The organism is Paenibacillus cucumis (ex Kampfer et al. 2016) (genome assembly GCF_019748695.1).
GTDB lineage: Bacteria > Bacillota > Bacilli > Paenibacillales > Paenibacillaceae > Paenibacillus > Paenibacillus polysaccharolyticus.
On record NZ_JACLIC010000002.1, the window covers coordinates 96,537 to 114,223 of the forward strand.

Sequence of the window (17,687 nt, forward strand, 5' to 3'; positions counted from 1 at the left end):
GAGCAAGATGGCTAAAAAAGCACCAGAAATGGAAGAGTATAAATATGGTTTTCGCGATGAGCATAAATCCATCTTTCAAACCGGCAAAGGTCTGACAGCGGAAGTTGTAACGGAAATTTCTAAAATCAAAAACGAACCGGAGTGGATGCTGGAATTCCGTTTGAAATCCTTGAAACAGTTCGAGAAGATGGCTATGCCTAAATGGGGCGGCGATCTGGATGGACTGGATTTCAATGATATTCAATACTATGTTCGTCCTTCGGAAAAGCAAGGAAAAACATGGGAAGAAGTTCCTTCCGAAATCAAAGAAACATTTGATAAACTGGGTATTCCAGAAGCGGAGCAAAAGTTCCTTGCTGGGGTATCGGCTCAGTATGAGTCCGAGGTTGTATACCACAATATGCAGAAGGAACTGGAAGACCAAGGCGTAATCTTCATGGATACGGATACGGCTCTGAGAGAGCACCCGGAAATTCTGCGTGAATATTTTGCTACTGTTATTCCGCCAGCAGATAACAAATTTGCTGCGCTGAACAGTGCGGTATGGTCCGGAGGAAGCTTCATCTACGTACCAAAAGGCGTAAAATGTGAAGTGCCTCTGCAAGCATATTTCCGGATTAACTCCGAAAATATGGGCCAATTCGAGCGTACATTGATCATTGCAGACGAAGACAGCTTCGTTCACTACGTAGAGGGTTGTACTGCTCCAATTTACAGCACAAATTCCCTGCACAGTGCGGTAGTTGAGATCATCTGTAAGAAAAATGCCCGCGTTCGTTACACAACGATCCAAAACTGGGCACCAAACATCTACAACCTCGTTACCAAACGTGCGGTTGCCGAAGAGAACGCAACGATGGAATGGGTCGATGGTAACATCGGTTCCAAACTGACGATGAAATATCCTGCAGTTGTACTGAAAGGCCGTGGAGCTAAAGGTTCCGTTCTGTCCATCGCTGTTGCAGGCAAAAACCAGCACCAGGATGCAGGCGCGAAAATGATTCACTTGGCTCCGGATACAACTTCAACGATTGTATCCAAATCGATTAGTAAACATGGTGGTAAAGTAACGTACCGTGGTCTGGCTTCCTTTGGACGCCAAGCTGAGGGCGCGAAATCCAACATCAAATGTGATACCCTCATTCTCGATAATGAGTCCACATCGGATACGATTCCTTACAACGAAATCATGAATGATAACATCATGCTGGAGCATGAAGCAACGGTTTCCAAAGTGTCCGAAGATCAACTCTTCTACCTGATGAGCCGTGGTCTGACTGAAGCTGAAGCTACACAGATGATCATCATGGGCTTCATTGAGCCGTTCACGAAAGAATTGCCAATGGAGTACGCAGTTGAGATGAATCGTCTCATCAAATTCGAGATGGAAGGTTCCATCGGTTAAGACATATGTACTGAAAAAAGACGAACCGTCATGGTTCGTCTTTTTTCTTATGCCATAAAGAGAGTAATCTTTGATTGAACATGTAAAAATAAGACTAATAGCACAGGCCAATTCATAGAGTTAAGCATTTAATGATAGAAAAAGGATGTGAGTCTATGAATGCAAACCCTTTCGAAGGGTATCGGGTTACTAGTTCATTCGGTTATCGAATTCATCCTATACATGGAGGCCAGACGTTTCATCGAGGGGTAGACCTGGTCACCGAGCCTTGGAATGGGCCTGTATCTGCTTTTCTTGAAGGGACGGTACGTTTTGCAACCGAAGGACGCACAGGCTCCGGTTTTGGCGGTTACGGGCTTACTGTGGCGCTGGAGGATCATCGTGGATACTTGCATTGTTATGGCCATCTTTCTCGAATTGCCGTTAATGTTGGTCAAAGAGTGAGGAGAGGGCAGCTAATCGGTTATCAAGGCAGTACAGGACAAAGCACAGGACCTCATGTGCATTATGAGATTCGTAAAACAAGCTCGCCTTCGTACGGGTATACTGCAAGTGAAGATGGTGTTGTGGAACCAACGGCGTATTTGTTAAACGAATACGGAACGATCTCTCAGGAGGAGGGTCCGCCAATGACAAGTCAGGAAAAGCAGTTGTTCACGCTTATGCAGAAGCAATTAGAGCTTCAAGGAAGCTGGATTCAAGAACAAAAGCGATTATCCAACATGAGTTGCCCTGACTGGGCGCAGGAGGCACTGGCTTATTATCGTCCCTATATTCAGGATGACACAGGAAGTTATGACTTTTGGAGAATACTTGTGATCATGTATCGGAAGGAAACGGGAACACTGGTGCCAAAAGAGGATTGAAACTTGAAGGGCAAGGTCAGTGTAAGAGCGAAGGCCAGTATAAGTGCATACCACTCATATCTTATGGGCTATGAACCAAATTGCGAAGAATGCCGTTTCGCCCAGTTCCTCCGGCAGGGGAGCGTCATATGTTAGGGTATACCTGATAAAGAGGAGGCAATCACATGAGCGAAGTAGGTTACGGCTGTAAAGGCAACGTTGGTGGTGTAGGCGGTGTAGGTGGATACAATCCATGTACTTCGGTTGGCGCGATCTTGGTACTGTTCATCCTGTTGGTTATCATCACAAAAGCATTCTGTGTGTAACTCCAACGACCGAATATAAGCAAGAGGGATCAAAGGAAGCTCATTCGAGCTTCCTTTGATCCCTCTTTTCTCTTCACGCGTATTTATTGAACGTAAATCTCAACAATGGCAATATCTCTTTCTTTCGCTAAATCGATAAAGGCCGTAGAGGTCTGAACGAGTGGGCGGAAGTAGTCAGCTGGATTGTTCATTACAATGACACCAGTTTGTCCTGTTGTGAGCAGTACTTTTTTACCAATAAAATTCGGAAGCATATGTTTGATCAGCTCTTGGGTGGCTTCACCATTTAACTGACCAAAACTGAGGCTGTATAGCTCGCATAGAACAGAAATTAGCTCCTGTTTGGTCTGATACACCCGATTTGTTGTCATAGCGCTGTAAACGTCGGCTACAGCAGTTATACGAGCATAAGGATGAATCTCATCTCCTCGCAAACCATGCGGATAACCACTGCCATCCTCACGCTCATGATGTTGAAGAGCAACCATGGCGATGATTTCGTCCTCTGTTGAAGCTTTGATAATATCGTAACCATAAAAGGTATGTTTTTTCATTTCTGCGAATTCTTCTGTCGTTAGTTTGCCTGGTTTATGTAAGATTTCAGAAGGAATCTTGGACTTGCCAATATCATGAAGATATCCTGCCTTGGCTACCGTAATACATTCATCCGGGCTATAACCCATCCACCCAGCAATATAAAAAGCGAGCATGCCAACCTGTAAGGAATGATTGTAGGTGTAGTCAATGTCTCCATCCAGCATAAGTAACAGGGAGACAACATCCTTTTGTTTTTCAAGCTGTCCCGTTAAGGTGCCTAATATTTCGTCAACCTGTGATTCATCAATAAAGCCTTTTTCTATGGCTTGTTCGAACAGAGATTCTGTGCCTTTGATCGTGTCGTTAAACAGATTGGTTAACAGACGGGTCTGATCGGAAGGCAAGTTTTGTTCATTAGAGTGAAGGTCGGATGATTGTTCTACATCTGCGAAATCAATTCCATGCTGCAGCAGCTTAGATATATCATCTTCGCTGAGAACGGAACCTTTCATTAGCATGTGGAGACCTGAAGTATTGTAGATATCATTTTTTAGCAGGTCGCCGGGTTTAAGATCTGTAACATGCACTCTCACGTATAAACCACCTTTTCCTCGACTAATATCGACACATATCATTATAATAACAAGAAAAAAATGGGTTGACAACGACTTATTTACTGTTTATGCGCCTCTGTAAACAGCGAATAGACTCATTTTTTCTCGTCCATGGGGTTCCAGGGTCCTAGTTGATGGCCTTTCCATTCTGATCCGTCTTCCCAAATTTCTTTTTTCCAGATTGGTACGGTTTGCTTCAGTCTTTCAATAGCGTAACGGCTTGCATCATAACAATCGCTGCGATGAGGCGAGGATACCGCGATAACGACACTGATTTCGGCAACGTCAACTTTGCCGATTCGATGACTTATCGCACAAAGTACACCTGGCCAGCGTTCTGCTATCTCCTTGCCGATCGCAGCCATATGGGACAGCGCCATGGGGACGTATGCCTCGTATTCCAGATGAACCGTGCGCTGTTCACCAGTCATTTCCCGTGTCGTGCCTACAAAAGTTAACGCAGCGCCATGATTAGCCGTAATGACCATGTCGGTCGTTGCCTCCACGGACAAGGGCGCATTGGTAATCAGAAACAGGCCGTCTTCAGTGCGATGCTCTTGTGTATAAGGGTGATCCTCGTCTTGGTTCGTCGAACCGTCACCTCCAGATACAGGAGGGATCAAAGCCAATTCATCATCCGTCTTAAGTAATGTATCGGCAGGAGCGTATCTCTGGTTAACTGCTAAAAATGATGAACGAATCTGTGTGGCAGCCTCAGGATAAGCCTGGCTCAATTGTTCTTTAAGCATAGCAGCTGTAAGCGTATCACCATCATACTCAAATTCAAGTTGGGATGTATTTAAACGTTCTGCAATACCTGCAAATAGTTGAATTGTCAATTTCATGGAATGAATCTCTCCTTTTTGATCTCTAAACCCTATAAATATATCATAACGACGTAGAAAATGTTATGCTTATCCATTAGAAGAATGTACGTTTAATGAACGGCAGGGGAGGCAGTGTAATGCGCAGCAGCGAGAAGCAAACATTAACCATTCTGCACACCAATGATATACACAGTCATTTCGGCTCTATGAGCGCGATCGCTGCTATGATCAATGAAGAACGTGCCCAAGGTGGACATCTGCTTGTCCTCGATATTGGAGACCATATGGATCGAATGGCTGTTGAAACGGAAGGCACACTCGGAATGGCCAACGTAGATGTGCTCAATCTGACAGGTTATGATGCCATTACGATTGGAAATAATGAGGGACTAACCTTTACGCCAGACCAACTCGCTCAGTCCTATACGGGACTCCTATGTCCGATTGTGTGCGGCAATGTGGTAGAACAGGATACAGGGCGTCCTCCAGCCTGGATGAAACCTTGGATTATTGTCGAAAAAGGACCATTTCGCATTGGTCTGCTAGGAGCAACAGCCCCGTTTAACACCTTCTATGAACTGTTAGGCTGGCAAGTGACGGACCCTGTAGAAACTTTAAGAGATCAGGTTGAGGTACTGCGTGAGCAAGTGGACGTGATCGTTGTTTTATCACATCTGGGTCTTTCAACGGACAAAAGACTGGCGGAACAGGTTGAGGGCATTGATGTTGTCCTGGGCGGACACACCCATCATGTGCTGGAGGAACCCTTGCTGATTACCAATACCGTGCTGGGAGCGGCAGGTAAATTCGGACAATGGCTCGGTAGAGTTGTGCTGGAAAGAGCAGGCCAAGCAGAGCCTGTGCAACTGGTGAGCAGCGGTTGTGTGCCAGTACACAGTAACATGCTGGAAGAGCAGGTGTCTCTGGCAATTGCTACGAACCGTAAGGAAGCTGAACGATTGCTGGATCAGACGGCCGTGATCACGGATCGAACCTTGCCCGTTTATTACGAGCGGGAATCTCCTTTTGCTATCTTGCTTGCACAAGCTGTAAGGCACTTTACAAAAGCGGAAATATCGCTTGTGAATGCGGGCCAGTTACTCGGAAACCTGCCACAAGGCGACATTACGAAAGGAATGTTACATTCCCTATGTCCATCTCCAATAAATGCTTGTACAATATGTTTGAATGGTGATCAGATTCGTGAAGCACTTGAACAGTCACTGTTGGAGGAATTCTTCTCTAAACCCATCGTGGGATTTGGCTTTCGGGGACGTATTCTCGGGACGTTATGTGTAGATGGAATAGAGGTTCTTTACGACCCTAGTGCGCCAGCGTATGATAAGATCCAATCCATTTATGTGAACGGTATACCTATGGATGGGAAGCGTGAATATGTGGTTGGAACGCTTGATATGTTTACGTTTAATGTGGGATATCCTTCTTTGGCTCAAGGAAGCAATATACAATATCACCTTCCGGAATTTATACGGGATTTGCTGGAAGAAGAATTAAAACGACCAGGGGCGCTGGAGGAGAGCCTGCGTAACCGCTGGTTATCAAGCTAAAAGCCAGAAGCTAGAAGCTAGAACGAGACTGCCTTCTGCTGATGCGGCGGCTAGTGTTCATTACATCTATGGAGCGGGAGAGGATAGGCTGTGCGTTTAGTACATATAAACTTATTGCAGCCTGGCATGAAGCTGGGGAAACGAATTTTTAGTGAGGAAGGTCTGGTTTTACTCAGTGAGGATGTAGAACTGACGAGTCGTTTAATCGGACGGTTGAAAGATCTTGGGATTGGATATGTATATATTCAGGATGCTGCGACAGAAGACATTATCGTGCCCGATATGTTACAGGAAGAGACCAAGCGAAGAGCACTTGTGGAGATCAAACAGCAATTTCAACATATGTCCGGCTTCAAAAGTAAAAACCAGATCACACATTTTGGTAAAGCGCTTAGTGGTGTAATGAACAGCATTCTTGAGGACATTGGTGGTCAAAAGGAAGCGATGATCATGTTAATGGACATGAACTCCAGCGATTTTGACCTGTATACTCACTCACTGAATGTTTGTGTGTATACTCTTGTTCTCGGTGTGGCATCAGGTTATACACGTCAGCAACTTATGGAGATTGGTCTAGGCGCTCTGCTCCATGATATTGGGAAAACGCAGATTCCCTCCGATATTTTACATAAACCTTCACGTCTGAGTGATGAGGAATACAAGATTATTCAACAGCATACCACGTATGGACACCGCATTCTCAAGGATGAACCCGGCATCCCTCTGCTCGCAGCACACTGTGCACTGCAGCATCATGAGCGAATTGATGGCAGTGGCTACCCTTTTGGTTTGAAAGGCAATGAAATCCATGAATATGCGAAGTGGATTGCTCTTGCCGATTCGTATGATGCCATGACGACCAATCGGGTCTACCGTCAAGCTTTATTGCCGCATCAAGCCGTAGAGGTACTGTATACAGGTTCTGGAACGCTTTATGAACAGTGGATGCTTGAAAAGTTTAGGGATTGTGTAGCGATCTATCCCGTAGGTATATCCGTAAAACTGAGCACTGGAGAAGTTGGCGTTGTCGCTGCAATTCAACCCCGCGTGCCACAACGGCCATTGATTCGTGTAATCAAGGATGCAGAAGGACAGGTTCTTGCAGCCCCCTACGAAATAAATCTTGCTACGAAGTTATCAGTCATGATTACAGGGGTGGAGGGTGCGGAAGATTCTGCTACACTTATGAAGCATGAACAGCTGAATAGTTAAGCTAACGAAGTATAGAGCAGGCGCTCAGGTGGTCATATCGGGAACGTGAAGCTAGGCTGAATTTCCGATGATTCATGAGCGTTTTTTGTCATGTAATGGTCAGGGTTTGGCTGTGCAGGAAGATTCATAATTGTGCTATGATAAAAGATAACTCCCAAAAAAGTAATCTCGGATATGATGTAAATAAAACTTTTTAGGTTAATAAAAGGAATAAGGTGAAGAACAATGACCATGCTAAACTCAGGATCGGTACAACCGATGCCATTATCGCCAACGAATGATCCGTGGGATCCGATTGGCTCTTTGCGTGCATATGGCCGGCATGTGCTGACCAGTGTAGAAATGACAGTGACACATCTGTGCAATATGCGATGTGAGCATTGTGCCGTGGGGGATATGCTTACGATGCAAGAGGCACCAGCACTGCCACTCTCACTAATGTTGAAACGACTTGATGAGGTGGAGCATCTGCAGACTATCAGTTTGACAGGTGGTGAACCCAGCTTTAGCCAAAAGACGGTGGATGAGATGATCATTCCTCTGCTTAAATATGCGAAGGAACGCGGAATTCGCTCCCAGATCAATTCTAATCTGACACTGGATATCAGCCGTTATGAAAAACTTCTCCCGTATCTGGATGTGATGCACATCTCCTTCAATTATTTGAATGCAGATGATTTCCATCAGGTGGGATTTGCCAACAGCGGTAGGTCGGTAAAACGTGAAGTCGCCGTGAAAATGTATGAAAAGATGATGGAAAACTCCCGCAAGCTAAGTGAGGCTGGAATGTTTATTTCTGCTGAGTCGATGATTAATTATCGGACGCATGATAAGCTGGACGGCATTCACCAATTGATTCGGGAAATGGGTTGTGTACGGCACGAAGTACATCCGATGTACAACTCTAACTTTGCATCCTCCCTTCCAGTATTATCACTGGAGAACATGAGGAATGCCATTCATCGCTTGCTTGATGTCCGTGACAAAGACATGTGGATGCTTTTTGGAACACTACCGTTCTTTGCATGCAGTGCAGCTGAGCAGGATCGTGAGCTTATTAATCGCTTGTACAGAGAACCGAATGTAACGGTTCGTAATGATCCGGACGGACGCAACCGTGTTAACGTCAACATGTTTACTGGCAACGTGTACGTGACTGATTTTGCCGATATCCCTGCATTCGGCAATATCCATGATCGGAAGCTGGATGATGTATTCCATGAATGGTCTGCGGAGCATCCGCTCAATCAGACCGTAAATTGCCATTGTGATGCTGCATCGTGTTGCGGGCCAAATCTTCTTGTGGCCGATATGTATTATAAAGGCGTGGACTTCAAATCTAGAAAAGCTATTTTACGTTAATATTCCAGGTGCATTCCTGAAATAGACAGAGAAGGGGAGTTACATCTTGGGCATTCATACCGAATTTCATCTTGGACAGCTGGTATTTAATCTGGTCTGTGTCTTTTTGCTCGTATTTTTGAATGGTGTATTTGTCGCAGCAGAGTTCTCTCTCGTCAAAGTAAGACAGACACGCCTGACACAATTGCAGAGTGAGGGAAACCGTCTGGCTGGTTACGCCCTGAAGGTGAACGGTAAACTGGATGCCTATCTGTCGGCAACGCAGTTCGGGATTACACTGACATCTCTCGGACTGGGATGGTTGGGGGAACCTGCGATCTCCAAACTGCTTGTGGAACCGCTGATGTTTAAGCTTGGCGTTTCCGATACAAGTCTGATTACAACGGTATCCGTTATTATCGGATTCTGTATCATTACGTTTCTGCACATTGTACTTGGTGAGCTGGCCCCAAAATCGCTGGCGATTCAAAAAACAGATGGAGTGGCGTTGCTTTTATCGGCACCGTTACTATTATTTTATAAAATTTTCTTTCCGTTCATCTGGGTTCTTAACGCATCAGCGAATGCTTTATTACGTTTGGCTGGTATTGAACCCGCGAGTGAAAGCGAGGCCCATTCCGAAGATGAGCTTCGCATCCTGATGAAACAGAGTGCCAAAAGCGGGGTCATCGACAAGGATGAGATCAAGCTGATGGATAATATCTTTGATTTCTCCGATATGCTGGCTCGCGAAGTTATGTTACCTCGTACAGATATGGACTGTTTGTATACCCATCTGTCCCTGGAGGAAAATCTAAAGATCATCAACGCAACGAAGCATTCCCGTTACCCGGTTGCCGTAGAAGATAAGGACGAGATTATCGGATTTATTCATATTACGGACTTGCTTCTGGCAGAACCGGAGCAACAACAGGATCTGGCTTCAATGGTACGTCCGATTCTGAACGTTCCCGAGTCGATGGAGATCAGTCATGTGTTACGTTTAATGCAGAAAAAGCACTCCCAGATGACGCTCGTTGTCGATGAATATGGAGGGACTGCAGGCTTGCTGACGGCTGAAGAAATTTTGGAAGAGATCGTTGGGGATCTGTATGATGAATTCGAGGATGAGCGGCCACATATGGAACGAATCGGTGAGGCTTTCTCGATTGACGGACGTTCGTTGATTGAGGAAGTTCATGAATGGACCGGAGCGATCATTGAGGATGAAGAGGTAGATACCATTGGCGGCTGGCTCTTCAAAGAACTGGAAGGCAGTCCGGCTAAGGGGAGAACACGTGAACGGAACGGCTATGTTTTTGAAGTCGAAGAGTCTACACGTCTACGAATTAACCGGGTCAAAGTGTACAAGCAATTGAAAGAACAAGAAGAACCTCTCGAAGATGAGCAGTGATCTTCTATTGTCTCCGGATGATAATCGATGTGAACAATAGCGGATAAACAAGATTTTTAAGTAAGACCTTTGAGCTGGTGTTATGACACCTTTCAAAGGTCTTTTTTTGCATGTCGGGAATAAGTGAGCTTGCTCTGCAATGGCAAAATCCTTCTTATAGTTTCTGTAAAAAGGGATTATCTTGATCATCTCGACATATGGTTATAAGGACAGGAAATGATGGGGATGTACTGTATGCCTTATGGAGTAATGCCCAGAATGCATGTGATTGCATGATAAAGGAGGCGTTTCGATTGAAAGATCCTCTGAAAGATCCTCAGGTTCGGGCTTATGTTCCTTTTGTGGGTCCGTTTGATCCGTGTAAACCTCTAGGTATTCGTACGTATCTGGTTCCACCGCAATTATTTATTCCTTTTCAGCCGATGGGGTGGCCGCAATACAGTCCGGCTGAAGCTTTAAGGCTCGGCACATTGTGGCCGGCGCTGTACAGTCCGTATACCTCGAAGAAAACGAAGGAAAGGGCGGTGGTGAACGATGGAGAAGGAACAGCCGAAAGCCTGTGACGCCAAATATTACGAACTGCTGGAGGAACTACAGGCGCTGGATTTTGTTCTGGTTGAGCTGAATTTGTATTTGGATACACATCCGGGAGATTTTCAAAGCATCGAACAGTATAACAAGTTCAGCCAGGAACGGATGCGCGTTGCACATGAATTTCAGCAGTTATACGGTCCGCTGACGAATTTTGGTCATGCCTTTTCCAAATATCCGTGGGAGTGGTCCCAGACACCTTGGCCTTGGCAAGTATAAAATCGAAGGAGGCGTCCTGTGCATGTGGGTATATGAAAAAAAATTGCAATATCCAGTTCGGGTGAGTAAATGTGATCCTCATATGGCGAAGCTGTTGATGGAACAATATGGCGGTGCAGACGGAGAACTGGCGGCAGCCCTGCGATACCTGAATCAACGTTATACGATTCCTGACAAAATTATCGGTCTACTGAACGACATTGCGACGGAGGAATTTTCTCACTTGGAGATGATTGCAACGATGATTTACAAACTCACCAAGGATGCCACGATTGAGCAATTGGAGCTGGCCGGGTTGGATGCCCATTATGCGGCACATGACAGAGCACTCTTTTACAATAACGCTGCTGGAGTACCCTTTACCGCCACCTATATTCAAGCGAAGGGTGATCCGATCGCGGATTTGTACGAAGATATCGCAGCCGAAGAGAAAGCTCGGGCTACATATCAATGGTTAATTGATTTAACGGATGACGTGGATTTGCAGGACAGTCTGAAATTTTTGCGGGAACGCGAGATTGTGCACTCACTGCGGTTCCGGGAGGCCGTTGAAATTCTGAAGGATGATCGGGAAACGAAGAAAATATTTTGACGATGGGCCAATCAGCAACAAATGTAGCGTAAGGGATAAAGGGCAGTCCAGGTGGGCTGCTTTTTATATTCAGGTACAATAATATAAGTTGAACTGTTCTTTTACACGTTAACGGAGAGGACAGAAAAAACCTGGAAAAGCGAAGCGGTCGCCTTTATCACCGAATTTTTCCCTTTGGAAAAGGGAATTCAAAAAAATCTGGGGATAACAGCGAATGGAAGGTTCTTCTGTTATCGGAGTGGACTGTGTAAAATTTTTAGTTGAATTTATATAGATTGAAAAAATAAGATCAAAAAAAGGACGATGAATGAAGAGTTGTTCCTCAAGGTCGTCCTGCAGATTGAACATATAAGATTGTAGAAGTGCTTTTGCCCTTAGTATTCCACGACCATTGCAACATTTTGCCACCCGGCTCCAACGGTCCAGAACAACACTTTGTCACCGCGTTGCAGTTTCCCGGAGCTAATGGCTCGATGCATGGCTATAAACGGGCTGCTTGTCGAGGTGTAACCAAATTCGTCGCCAATATATACAGCAATGTCATCAGCAATGCCGATGTTTTCGGACACTGCACGAATGTTAGCAATGGACAGCTGAGAGAAACAGGCGGCTTTAATCTCATCCGGCTTGATTTCATTCCGTGTCAGCAACGTACGAATGGACTCTGAAGCTGCATCGACACAGATTGAATCGTCAAAGGGTGTGAATTTCACATGAAAAGCTCCTGCATCAACACCCGTGCTTCCAAGCTTCGCGAGTCCTTCGGCTGGAAAGAGTGAATTTTGATATACACAGGTATCCGTCTGGTAGATTGAATCGATAAACCCAACGGCATGTTCATCCCGTTCTACAATTACAGCTGCGGCCGCATCTCCGAAATTCGCAAAATAAACCGGATCATCCGGACTGGCATGAGGAGCAACATAGTCTGAGCCGATGATCAGCGCACGCTTGATTCTTGGATTACCAAGCATCTGCCGACTGACCTGTTCAAAAGCTGCGGTCATGCCTGCACAGTTGGCATTGCTATCAATACAGATGGTGTGGGCTGCTCCGCTAATCAGATGATGAATCATTAAGGAATTCGTAGGAAAAATATATTCCGGTGTTTGGCTTGCATACGCAATCAAGTCGATATCTTGTCCGGTTAAACCGGTTTTAGCGAGTAGCTTTCGGGTGGCCTCGAAGGCCATGGTCAGTGAGTTTTCGTCCTCCTGATCAATTTTGTAACGTGACTCACGCCCGAGTGCTTTTAACAAACCACGAATATCGACCCCTCTGGCATCAAAATGTTCAATGTAAAAATCATTGTGCACCTTGGTTTCAGGGTGATACATATCGATATCTACAATACGAATTCCAGCCATCGTCATCCTCCTCTTAAGTGGAAAGGCAGAGCTGTCATTAAAGCATCATACAAATCAGGGAGCTACGCCGAAATAATTTCCAAATTGTCCAGCCCTACGGTCCGGCCAAGTCTGGCGAGCTGCATTTTCAGAATGGCATTGTTCTCCAAGGTTAACACCACTTTTTTGTATTCGTCCTTTTTAAACATGGCCAGGCATCCCTCCAGAAGAGGTACAATCTCGGGGGCAGTAACATTCAACTTTTTGCAGTCAATATCCAGGTTAAACTCCTTGGTGTTGATGGCAGATATCGTATCCTGATAAGCCGAGATCGAACGAAGACCATCCTCTTGAGAAAAAGAACCTTCCAATTCAATGTGCAACACCTTGTTTGAAGCATCCGTTTGTAGATTAAACTTTCCCATTGCGCGTTCTCTCTCCTTTGTAAAAAATGAGTGAAAACTATCCTCTATGGAATGAATGGAGCAGTCCAATAGCCCCTAAAGTGAGCGGTACCAGGTTGTAAGGCTGGAAGGATAATTTACCCATATTATAAAGGTAATAATGTAAAAAGATCAATAAAAAGGTCGAATAATGTATAAAAATGTAGAACGTTGAATTACTGGATTTCCTCAAGCGTGGCAAGCAATACATTAAATGCACTGATAATACGTGGAGCACCGACACACGGTGCCAGATGAAGCAATACTCCCTTAAGTTCATCAACGGTAATACCCACACTTAAGGCCATGGCATAATGCACACCAAGCTGTTCGAATTGTCCCTGTGTAATTAATGACGAAATAATGGCGACTTCTTTCCACTGATCTGTAATGGTTGTCCGCTGAAAAATATCACCATATGCCGTTCCCATTATAAATTCGGACAGTTCGGGAAAATGCTCCTTAATCGGAGCAAGTGCCTTCGCACCATATTCCCCGGAAAGCTTGGCAAAACGATCTAACCCTTGGGTCACTTGGTCACTCATGACTCGTACCTCCTAATCTAGATTGACAACCCGATGAGCCGTTGGTGGGATCTCGTCCCGGTCGGTCAACAGCTCGATGACAGCAACTTGATTTAATTCCAAAGCGGCTTCCAGTGCGCTTGAGAACTGCGGTAACGTTTCTGCACGGAAAGCCTTAGCTCCAAGAGACTCGGCAAACTTGACTGCATCCATGGGAACCTCGAAAAGTGTGCCATCGATGCGTCCCGTCGTTTTTTCCATGCCTTTCAAGGCCATATCCAGCTGTTTGTTGTTGACAACGATAAAAATAACAGGAAGATCCTTGCATACGGCTGTATTGATTTCTGTGCCCAGCATCATAAAACATCCATCTCCGGTGATACATACAACCGTTTCTTCAGGTGAAGCCGCTTTGGCACCAATAGCCATGCCGATGGCATTCCCCATGCAGGCAAAGTAGGCATCAAATATGAAACTGCCGGGTTTCTTCACTTTGTAACGCTGGACGGCATGAAAGCCGTGGCTTCCATCATCAACAAACAGTTTGTGGTCATAGGGAAGCAGTTCGCTCATCTGATCGAGTACGGCAGCAAGTGACAGATGCGGCAGATCTGGTAATGGAGTTTGATATTCAAAGGACTCGAAGGTACCTGTAGAAGCAGACGTAAGAGAAGATGGCAAGGTGCTGAGCAGATATTGCAGATTGTCTTTGATATCCCCTGTTATATGTAAGGTCTGAGATTGAAGGATTTTGCCTACGAAAGTTGGATCGGTATCGATTTGAATCAGCTGTGCCGGATGATTATGCGGCTTGAGATTACAGAGCGTCATATCACTCAGTCTGGAGCCGAGGACAATATACAGATCACTTTGATTCAACATCTCGTCCCCGTTTGGGAATCCGCCAACACCACAGGGGCCATGATATAAGGGGTGATCCCATGTTATCGCTCCTTTTCCCCCAGGAGTTGTCACGACTGGAATATTAAATGTTTCGGCTAATTGCTTTAGTTCCTCATGCGCCCCGGCACGAGTTACACCTTTACCTGCAATGATTAATGGGCGTTCTGCTTGATGCAGTAAAGGCAGGATTCGATTCAAACTTGAGATGCTGAGCAATGGCTCAGGTTCTGGAATAACAATACGACATATTGGAAGTTGCTCCGTTTGTACGTCAAAAGGCAGGCAGAGATGGACAGGACCTTTGTTTGGGCCAAGTGCAATAGAAAGGGCATGATTCAAGATGGTTCCGAAGTGATCTCCACGTTCGACCAGTTTGCTGAATAGTGTGGCAGGTCTGAACATTTCGGCCAGATCAGCCAAATACGAAGAGGAGTCCTGACACTGGGGGATGCCCAGTTCCTGAATAGATTGATGGCCGGTAAGAAATAAAACGGGAAGATTATTCGCTTTGGCATGGGCCGCTGCGGTGAGCAGATTAGTTCCTCCAGGGCCAGAGGTGGCGAAGGCTACGCCCAAACGGCCTGTCTGCAATGCATAACCCGATGCGGCAAAGCCTGAACTGGCTTCGTGACGACCTGGGATAAATTCCAAACCGTAATCTACCATTTTCAGAAGAGCGGGACAGATGGATTTTCCGATAATACCAAATACATGAGTGACACCCAGATTGCGTAGCGTTTCTGCTAAGTAGTCCGCAACAGTTCTCACGCGTGGACACCTCGTTTCAAAGTAGTAGGTTTTAAGAACCAGGCGGCTTATCCAATTGTGCATGTTGGTATTTGTCTAAGGTTGTAAGAAGAAGAATTACTTGGTACTAGAAATGGTATCTTTTTTTGTGGTTTTTTGTCAATCCTTTTCCTGATTCCAATGACCCGAGGCTATTTACCTATACATATTGACGCGATGAAGCGATATCGGGATAACGCAATGCATGATCAACGGTTCTAATCCACGATTTCTGCTATACTGAAATTGAATTGGAGGGAATGCAATGACATCATTGAAAATGGCTGTAATCGGCCTGGGTAAGATGGGTTTACATATGATTCATCAAGCGGAAAATACTCAAATGGATATCTCCGTTGAGATTACTGCGGTCTGTGATGCGAATGAGCAAAGCTTGCAGGAATTTGCAGCAACCCGTCCATCGGTGAAAACATATCGTGATTATAAACAGCTACTGGATGAACAGCAGATTGACCTCGTCTACATTGCTGTACCGCCGAAATATCATTATCCGGTGGTTATGGACGCTCTGGACCGTCGAATTCATGTGTTCTGTGAAAAGCCGCTCGCTAACAGTTTAGAAGAAGCGCGCAAAATGGTCGAAGCTGCTGAGCAAGCTGGTGTGGTTCACGCCGTTCATTTTTCGATGCCGCATGAGTCAGCTGTGTTGAAGTTGCAAGAGATGGTTAAACAACAGGCAGTGGGTGACATTCGCAAAATTGACCTGATTCTGCAGTTCCCGCAGTGGCCGCGCTCATGGCAGCAGAATGAATGGATCACAAGCCGGGATCAGGGAGGTTTTATCCTCGAAGTTGGCATTCACTGGATTCATATGATCCAGAATGTATTCGGGCGTCTACGTGTACTGAATGCTCAAGTAACTTATCCTGCCGATCAACCTGATGCTTGTGAACAGGAAGTGCAGGCTGTACTTGAAGTACAGGGTGGAACCAGGGTTCATCTGCAGGGGATTTCTCATTTTGCTGGCGAGGAGCGTGTGTCCATGGTTGTATATGGCACCGAGGGCACCATTGCGCTGGAAAATTGGGAGGAATTGATGAGTGGCAAGATCGGACAGCCGTTGTCCCCCGTGGAAGTGCTGGAATCTTCCAGCGAACTGCCTGTGTTGAAACATGTCATTGCCCGTATTCAGGAGAAACCGGGCAGGATTTATACGTTCCACGATGGGTACGAGGCGCAACAGGTGCTTGAAGCACTTCGGAACAGTAATTCATCTACAAATTAACCAATTTCACTCCGAAAGGAATTTTGCATATGACCAATATATCGGGTTTACGTAAACCGGAAGCGATGATTTTTGATATGGATGGCACGTTGTTTCAGACAGAGACCTTGCTTTTGCCAGCGTATCATCAGTTATTTGATACGTTGCGTGCAGAGGGGCATTTTGAAGGAGAAACCCCGCCGGAAGAGCGGATGCTCGGAAGTCTGGGCATGTTGCTTGAAGATATCTGGAAAGTTGTTATGCCTGAAGCATCCGAAGCAGCTCATCGTCGTGCCGATGAATTATTGTTGCAACTTGAGATCGAAGGACTCGATGGAGGCGACTCCAAACTGTATCCCGGTGTCAAAGAAACATTGACAGCACTGAAAGCCCAAGGCATTCGTCTGTTTGTTGCCAGCAATGGGCTTGAGGATTATGTCAAGGGGGTTGCGTTCGCACACGAGATCATGCCGCTATTTGAAGGGGTATATAGTGCAGGTCAGTACAAGACACCTTCCAAAATTAACTTGGTACAGATTTTGCTGCAGAAACATCGGATTCAGGATGCCTGGATGGTAGGTGATCGTTCTTCGGACGTCGAAGCGGGCAAAATGAATAACCAGACCGTTATCGGCTGTGCTTATGCCGGATTCGGCAGGGATGAAGAACTTGCCGGTTCCGATGCACTGATCTCAGATTTCACTGATTTGCTCCGTCTATATGAAGAAGCAGAATAAGTGTTTTAACACTGCATGATCACGGCAACACCCCTGACAAACTCAAAGCTACCTGGCCTCGGTAGGGTATGTCTGGTTATCAATAAACAGCACATGAGCAACAGCTTTATCAACGATTTACAGCTTTTTATCACATACCTGTATGGGCCTTTTTGCGCCTATGCAGGTTTTTTGCGTTTTCGCACGCAGTCACATTCTCCCCTGTAGAAAGTTGATTTCCCTATCCCGCATA

The 17,687-nt window shown here is 45.6% G+C and carries 18 protein-coding genes; 12 read left to right on the forward strand and 6 right to left on the reverse strand.

Annotated features, from left to right (window positions below; all coding sequences use genetic code 11):
- The first annotated feature begins 7 nt into the window (after positions 1–7).
- From sufB to H7T88_RS00455, 3 genes are all read left to right on the forward strand, one after another.
- The gene (gene sufB, locus H7T88_RS00445) at positions 8–1,405 is read left to right on the forward strand and encodes a Fe-S cluster assembly protein SufB (protein WP_090920114.1); all 1,398 of its coding nucleotides are present in this window, start codon (positions 8–10) and stop codon (positions 1,403–1,405) included.
- Positions 1,406–1,560: 155 nt separating this feature from the next.
- Positions 1,561–2,271, forward strand: coding sequence for a M23 family metallopeptidase (locus H7T88_RS00450; RefSeq protein WP_221786442.1), 711 nt, complete (start codon positions 1,561–1,563; stop codon positions 2,269–2,271).
- 164 nt (positions 2,272–2,435) lie between these two features.
- Positions 2,436–2,576 carry a hypothetical protein gene (locus H7T88_RS00455; RefSeq protein ID WP_167375722.1) on the forward strand — a complete coding sequence of 47 codons (141 nt, stop codon included), beginning with the start codon at positions 2,436–2,438 and terminating at the stop codon, positions 2,574–2,576.
- Between the two features lie 83 nt (positions 2,577–2,659).
- On the opposite strand, the gene H7T88_RS00460 is transcribed toward H7T88_RS00455, so the two are convergent.
- Together H7T88_RS00460 and H7T88_RS00465 are read right to left on the reverse strand one after the other, a co-directional pair.
- Entirely contained in the window at positions 2,660–3,706 is a 1,047-nt protein-coding gene (locus H7T88_RS00460; RefSeq protein ID WP_090920120.1) for an HD-GYP domain-containing protein, read from the reverse strand.
- A gap of 116 nt (positions 3,707–3,822) precedes the next feature.
- The gene (locus H7T88_RS00465) at positions 3,823–4,572 is read right to left on the reverse strand and encodes a molybdenum cofactor biosynthesis protein (protein ID WP_090920123.1); all 750 of its coding nucleotides are present in this window, start codon (positions 4,570–4,572) and stop codon (positions 3,823–3,825) included.
- Between the two features lie 119 nt (positions 4,573–4,691).
- Between H7T88_RS00465 and H7T88_RS00470 the strand changes: the two genes are divergently transcribed.
- The 7 genes from H7T88_RS00470 (at position 4,692) to H7T88_RS00500 (ending at position 11,491) form a co-directional block, all read left to right on the forward strand.
- Positions 4,692–6,122, forward strand: coding sequence for a bifunctional metallophosphatase/5'-nucleotidase (locus H7T88_RS00470; RefSeq protein WP_221786443.1), 1,431 nt, complete (start codon positions 4,692–4,694; stop codon positions 6,120–6,122).
- A 90-nt stretch (positions 6,123–6,212) separates the two neighbouring features.
- On the forward strand, positions 6,213–7,334 hold the full coding sequence (locus H7T88_RS00475; RefSeq protein WP_154958199.1) for an HD-GYP domain-containing protein: 1,122 nt from the start codon (positions 6,213–6,215) through the stop codon (positions 7,332–7,334).
- A 225-nt stretch (positions 7,335–7,559) separates the two neighbouring features.
- Positions 7,560–8,696 carry a radical SAM/CxCxxxxC motif protein YfkAB gene (yfkAB, locus tag H7T88_RS00480; protein ID WP_221786444.1) on the forward strand — a complete coding sequence of 379 codons (1,137 nt, stop codon included), beginning with the start codon at positions 7,560–7,562 and terminating at the stop codon, positions 8,694–8,696.
- A 46-nt stretch (positions 8,697–8,742) separates the two neighbouring features.
- The gene (locus H7T88_RS00485) at positions 8,743–10,089 is read left to right on the forward strand and encodes a hemolysin family protein (RefSeq protein WP_221786445.1); all 1,347 of its coding nucleotides are present in this window, start codon (positions 8,743–8,745) and stop codon (positions 10,087–10,089) included.
- Positions 10,090–10,361: 272 nt separating this feature from the next.
- Positions 10,362–10,652, forward strand: a complete 291-nt coding sequence (locus tag H7T88_RS00490; protein WP_090920510.1) for a spore coat associated protein CotJA — start codon at positions 10,362–10,364, stop codon at positions 10,650–10,652.
- On the forward strand, positions 10,624–10,899 hold the full coding sequence (locus tag H7T88_RS00495) for a spore coat protein CotJB (RefSeq protein ID WP_090920142.1): 276 nt from the start codon (positions 10,624–10,626) through the stop codon (positions 10,897–10,899). Before H7T88_RS00490 ends, H7T88_RS00495 begins: the two co-directional genes overlap by 29 nt.
- Positions 10,900–10,921: 22 nt before the next feature.
- Positions 10,922–11,491, forward strand: a complete 570-nt coding sequence (locus H7T88_RS00500; protein WP_090920145.1) for a manganese catalase family protein — start codon at positions 10,922–10,924, stop codon at positions 11,489–11,491.
- Between the two features lie 374 nt (positions 11,492–11,865).
- On the opposite strand, the gene H7T88_RS00505 is transcribed toward H7T88_RS00500, so the two are convergent.
- From H7T88_RS00505 to H7T88_RS00520, 4 genes are all read right to left on the reverse strand, one after another.
- Positions 11,866–12,858 carry a 3-oxoacyl-[acyl-carrier-protein] synthase III C-terminal domain-containing protein gene (locus H7T88_RS00505; RefSeq protein ID WP_221786446.1) on the reverse strand — a complete coding sequence of 331 codons (993 nt, stop codon included), beginning with the start codon at positions 12,856–12,858 and terminating at the stop codon, positions 11,866–11,868.
- 62 nt (positions 12,859–12,920) lie between these two features.
- Positions 12,921–13,262 (reverse strand): hypothetical protein, encoded by a 342-nt coding sequence (locus H7T88_RS00510; protein WP_154886770.1) that lies wholly within the window; start codon positions 13,260–13,262, stop codon positions 12,921–12,923.
- A gap of 194 nt (positions 13,263–13,456) precedes the next feature.
- Positions 13,457–13,825 carry a carboxymuconolactone decarboxylase family protein gene (locus H7T88_RS00515; RefSeq protein ID WP_221786447.1) on the reverse strand — a complete coding sequence of 123 codons (369 nt, stop codon included), beginning with the start codon at positions 13,823–13,825 and terminating at the stop codon, positions 13,457–13,459.
- A gap of 12 nt (positions 13,826–13,837) precedes the next feature.
- A complete protein-coding gene (locus tag H7T88_RS00520) occupies positions 13,838–15,475 on the reverse strand; it encodes a thiamine pyrophosphate-binding protein (RefSeq protein WP_221786448.1) in 1,638 nt (545 codons plus the stop codon).
- A gap of 283 nt (positions 15,476–15,758) precedes the next feature.
- Here H7T88_RS00520 and H7T88_RS00525 point away from each other — a divergent pair, with 283 nt between their 5' ends.
- The gene (locus H7T88_RS00525; RefSeq protein WP_154958194.1) at positions 15,759–16,739 is read left to right on the forward strand and encodes a Gfo/Idh/MocA family protein; all 981 of its coding nucleotides are present in this window, start codon (positions 15,759–15,761) and stop codon (positions 16,737–16,739) included.
- 29 nt (positions 16,740–16,768) lie between these two features.
- Positions 16,769–17,455: an HAD family hydrolase gene (locus H7T88_RS00530; RefSeq protein ID WP_154886764.1), complete on the forward strand. Its 687-nt coding sequence runs from the start codon at positions 16,769–16,771 to the stop codon at positions 17,453–17,455.
- Positions 17,456–17,687: the final 232 nt, after the last annotated feature.

What these genes read in the sequence shown, in the direction of transcription:
- sufB (WP_090920114.1), top strand. Translation starts at nt 8, where the DNA reads ATGGCTAAAAAAGCACCAGAAATGGAAGAGTATAAATATGGTTTTCGC.
- H7T88_RS00500 (WP_090920145.1), top strand. Translation starts at nt 10,922, where the DNA reads ATGTGGGTATATGAAAAAAAATTGCAATATCCAGTTCGGGTGAGTAAA.
- H7T88_RS00530 (WP_154886764.1), top strand. Translation starts at nt 16,769, where the DNA reads ATGACCAATATATCGGGTTTACGTAAACCGGAAGCGATGATTTTTGAT.
- H7T88_RS00505 (WP_221786446.1), bottom strand. Translation starts at nt 12,858, where the DNA reads ATGGCTGGAATTCGTATTGTAGATATCGATATGTATCACCCTGAAACC.
- H7T88_RS00495 (WP_090920142.1), top strand. Translation starts at nt 10,624, where the DNA reads ATGGAGAAGGAACAGCCGAAAGCCTGTGACGCCAAATATTACGAACTG.
- H7T88_RS00515 (WP_221786447.1), bottom strand. Translation starts at nt 13,825, where the DNA reads ATGAGTGACCAAGTGACCCAAGGGTTAGATCGTTTTGCCAAGCTTTCC.
- H7T88_RS00525 (WP_154958194.1), top strand. Translation starts at nt 15,759, where the DNA reads ATGACATCATTGAAAATGGCTGTAATCGGCCTGGGTAAGATGGGTTTA.
- H7T88_RS00510 (WP_154886770.1), bottom strand. Translation starts at nt 13,262, where the DNA reads ATGGGAAAGTTTAATCTACAAACGGATGCTTCAAACAAGGTGTTGCAC.
- H7T88_RS00450 (WP_221786442.1), top strand. Translation starts at nt 1,561, where the DNA reads ATGAATGCAAACCCTTTCGAAGGGTATCGGGTTACTAGTTCATTCGGT.
- H7T88_RS00465 (WP_090920123.1), bottom strand. Translation starts at nt 4,572, where the DNA reads ATGAAATTGACAATTCAACTATTTGCAGGTATTGCAGAACGTTTAAAT.
- H7T88_RS00455 (WP_167375722.1), top strand. Translation starts at nt 2,436, where the DNA reads ATGAGCGAAGTAGGTTACGGCTGTAAAGGCAACGTTGGTGGTGTAGGC.
- H7T88_RS00470 (WP_221786443.1), top strand. Translation starts at nt 4,692, where the DNA reads ATGCGCAGCAGCGAGAAGCAAACATTAACCATTCTGCACACCAATGAT.
- yfkAB (WP_221786444.1), top strand. Translation starts at nt 7,560, where the DNA reads ATGACCATGCTAAACTCAGGATCGGTACAACCGATGCCATTATCGCCA.
- H7T88_RS00490 (WP_090920510.1), top strand. Translation starts at nt 10,362, where the DNA reads ATGATAAAGGAGGCGTTTCGATTGAAAGATCCTCTGAAAGATCCTCAG.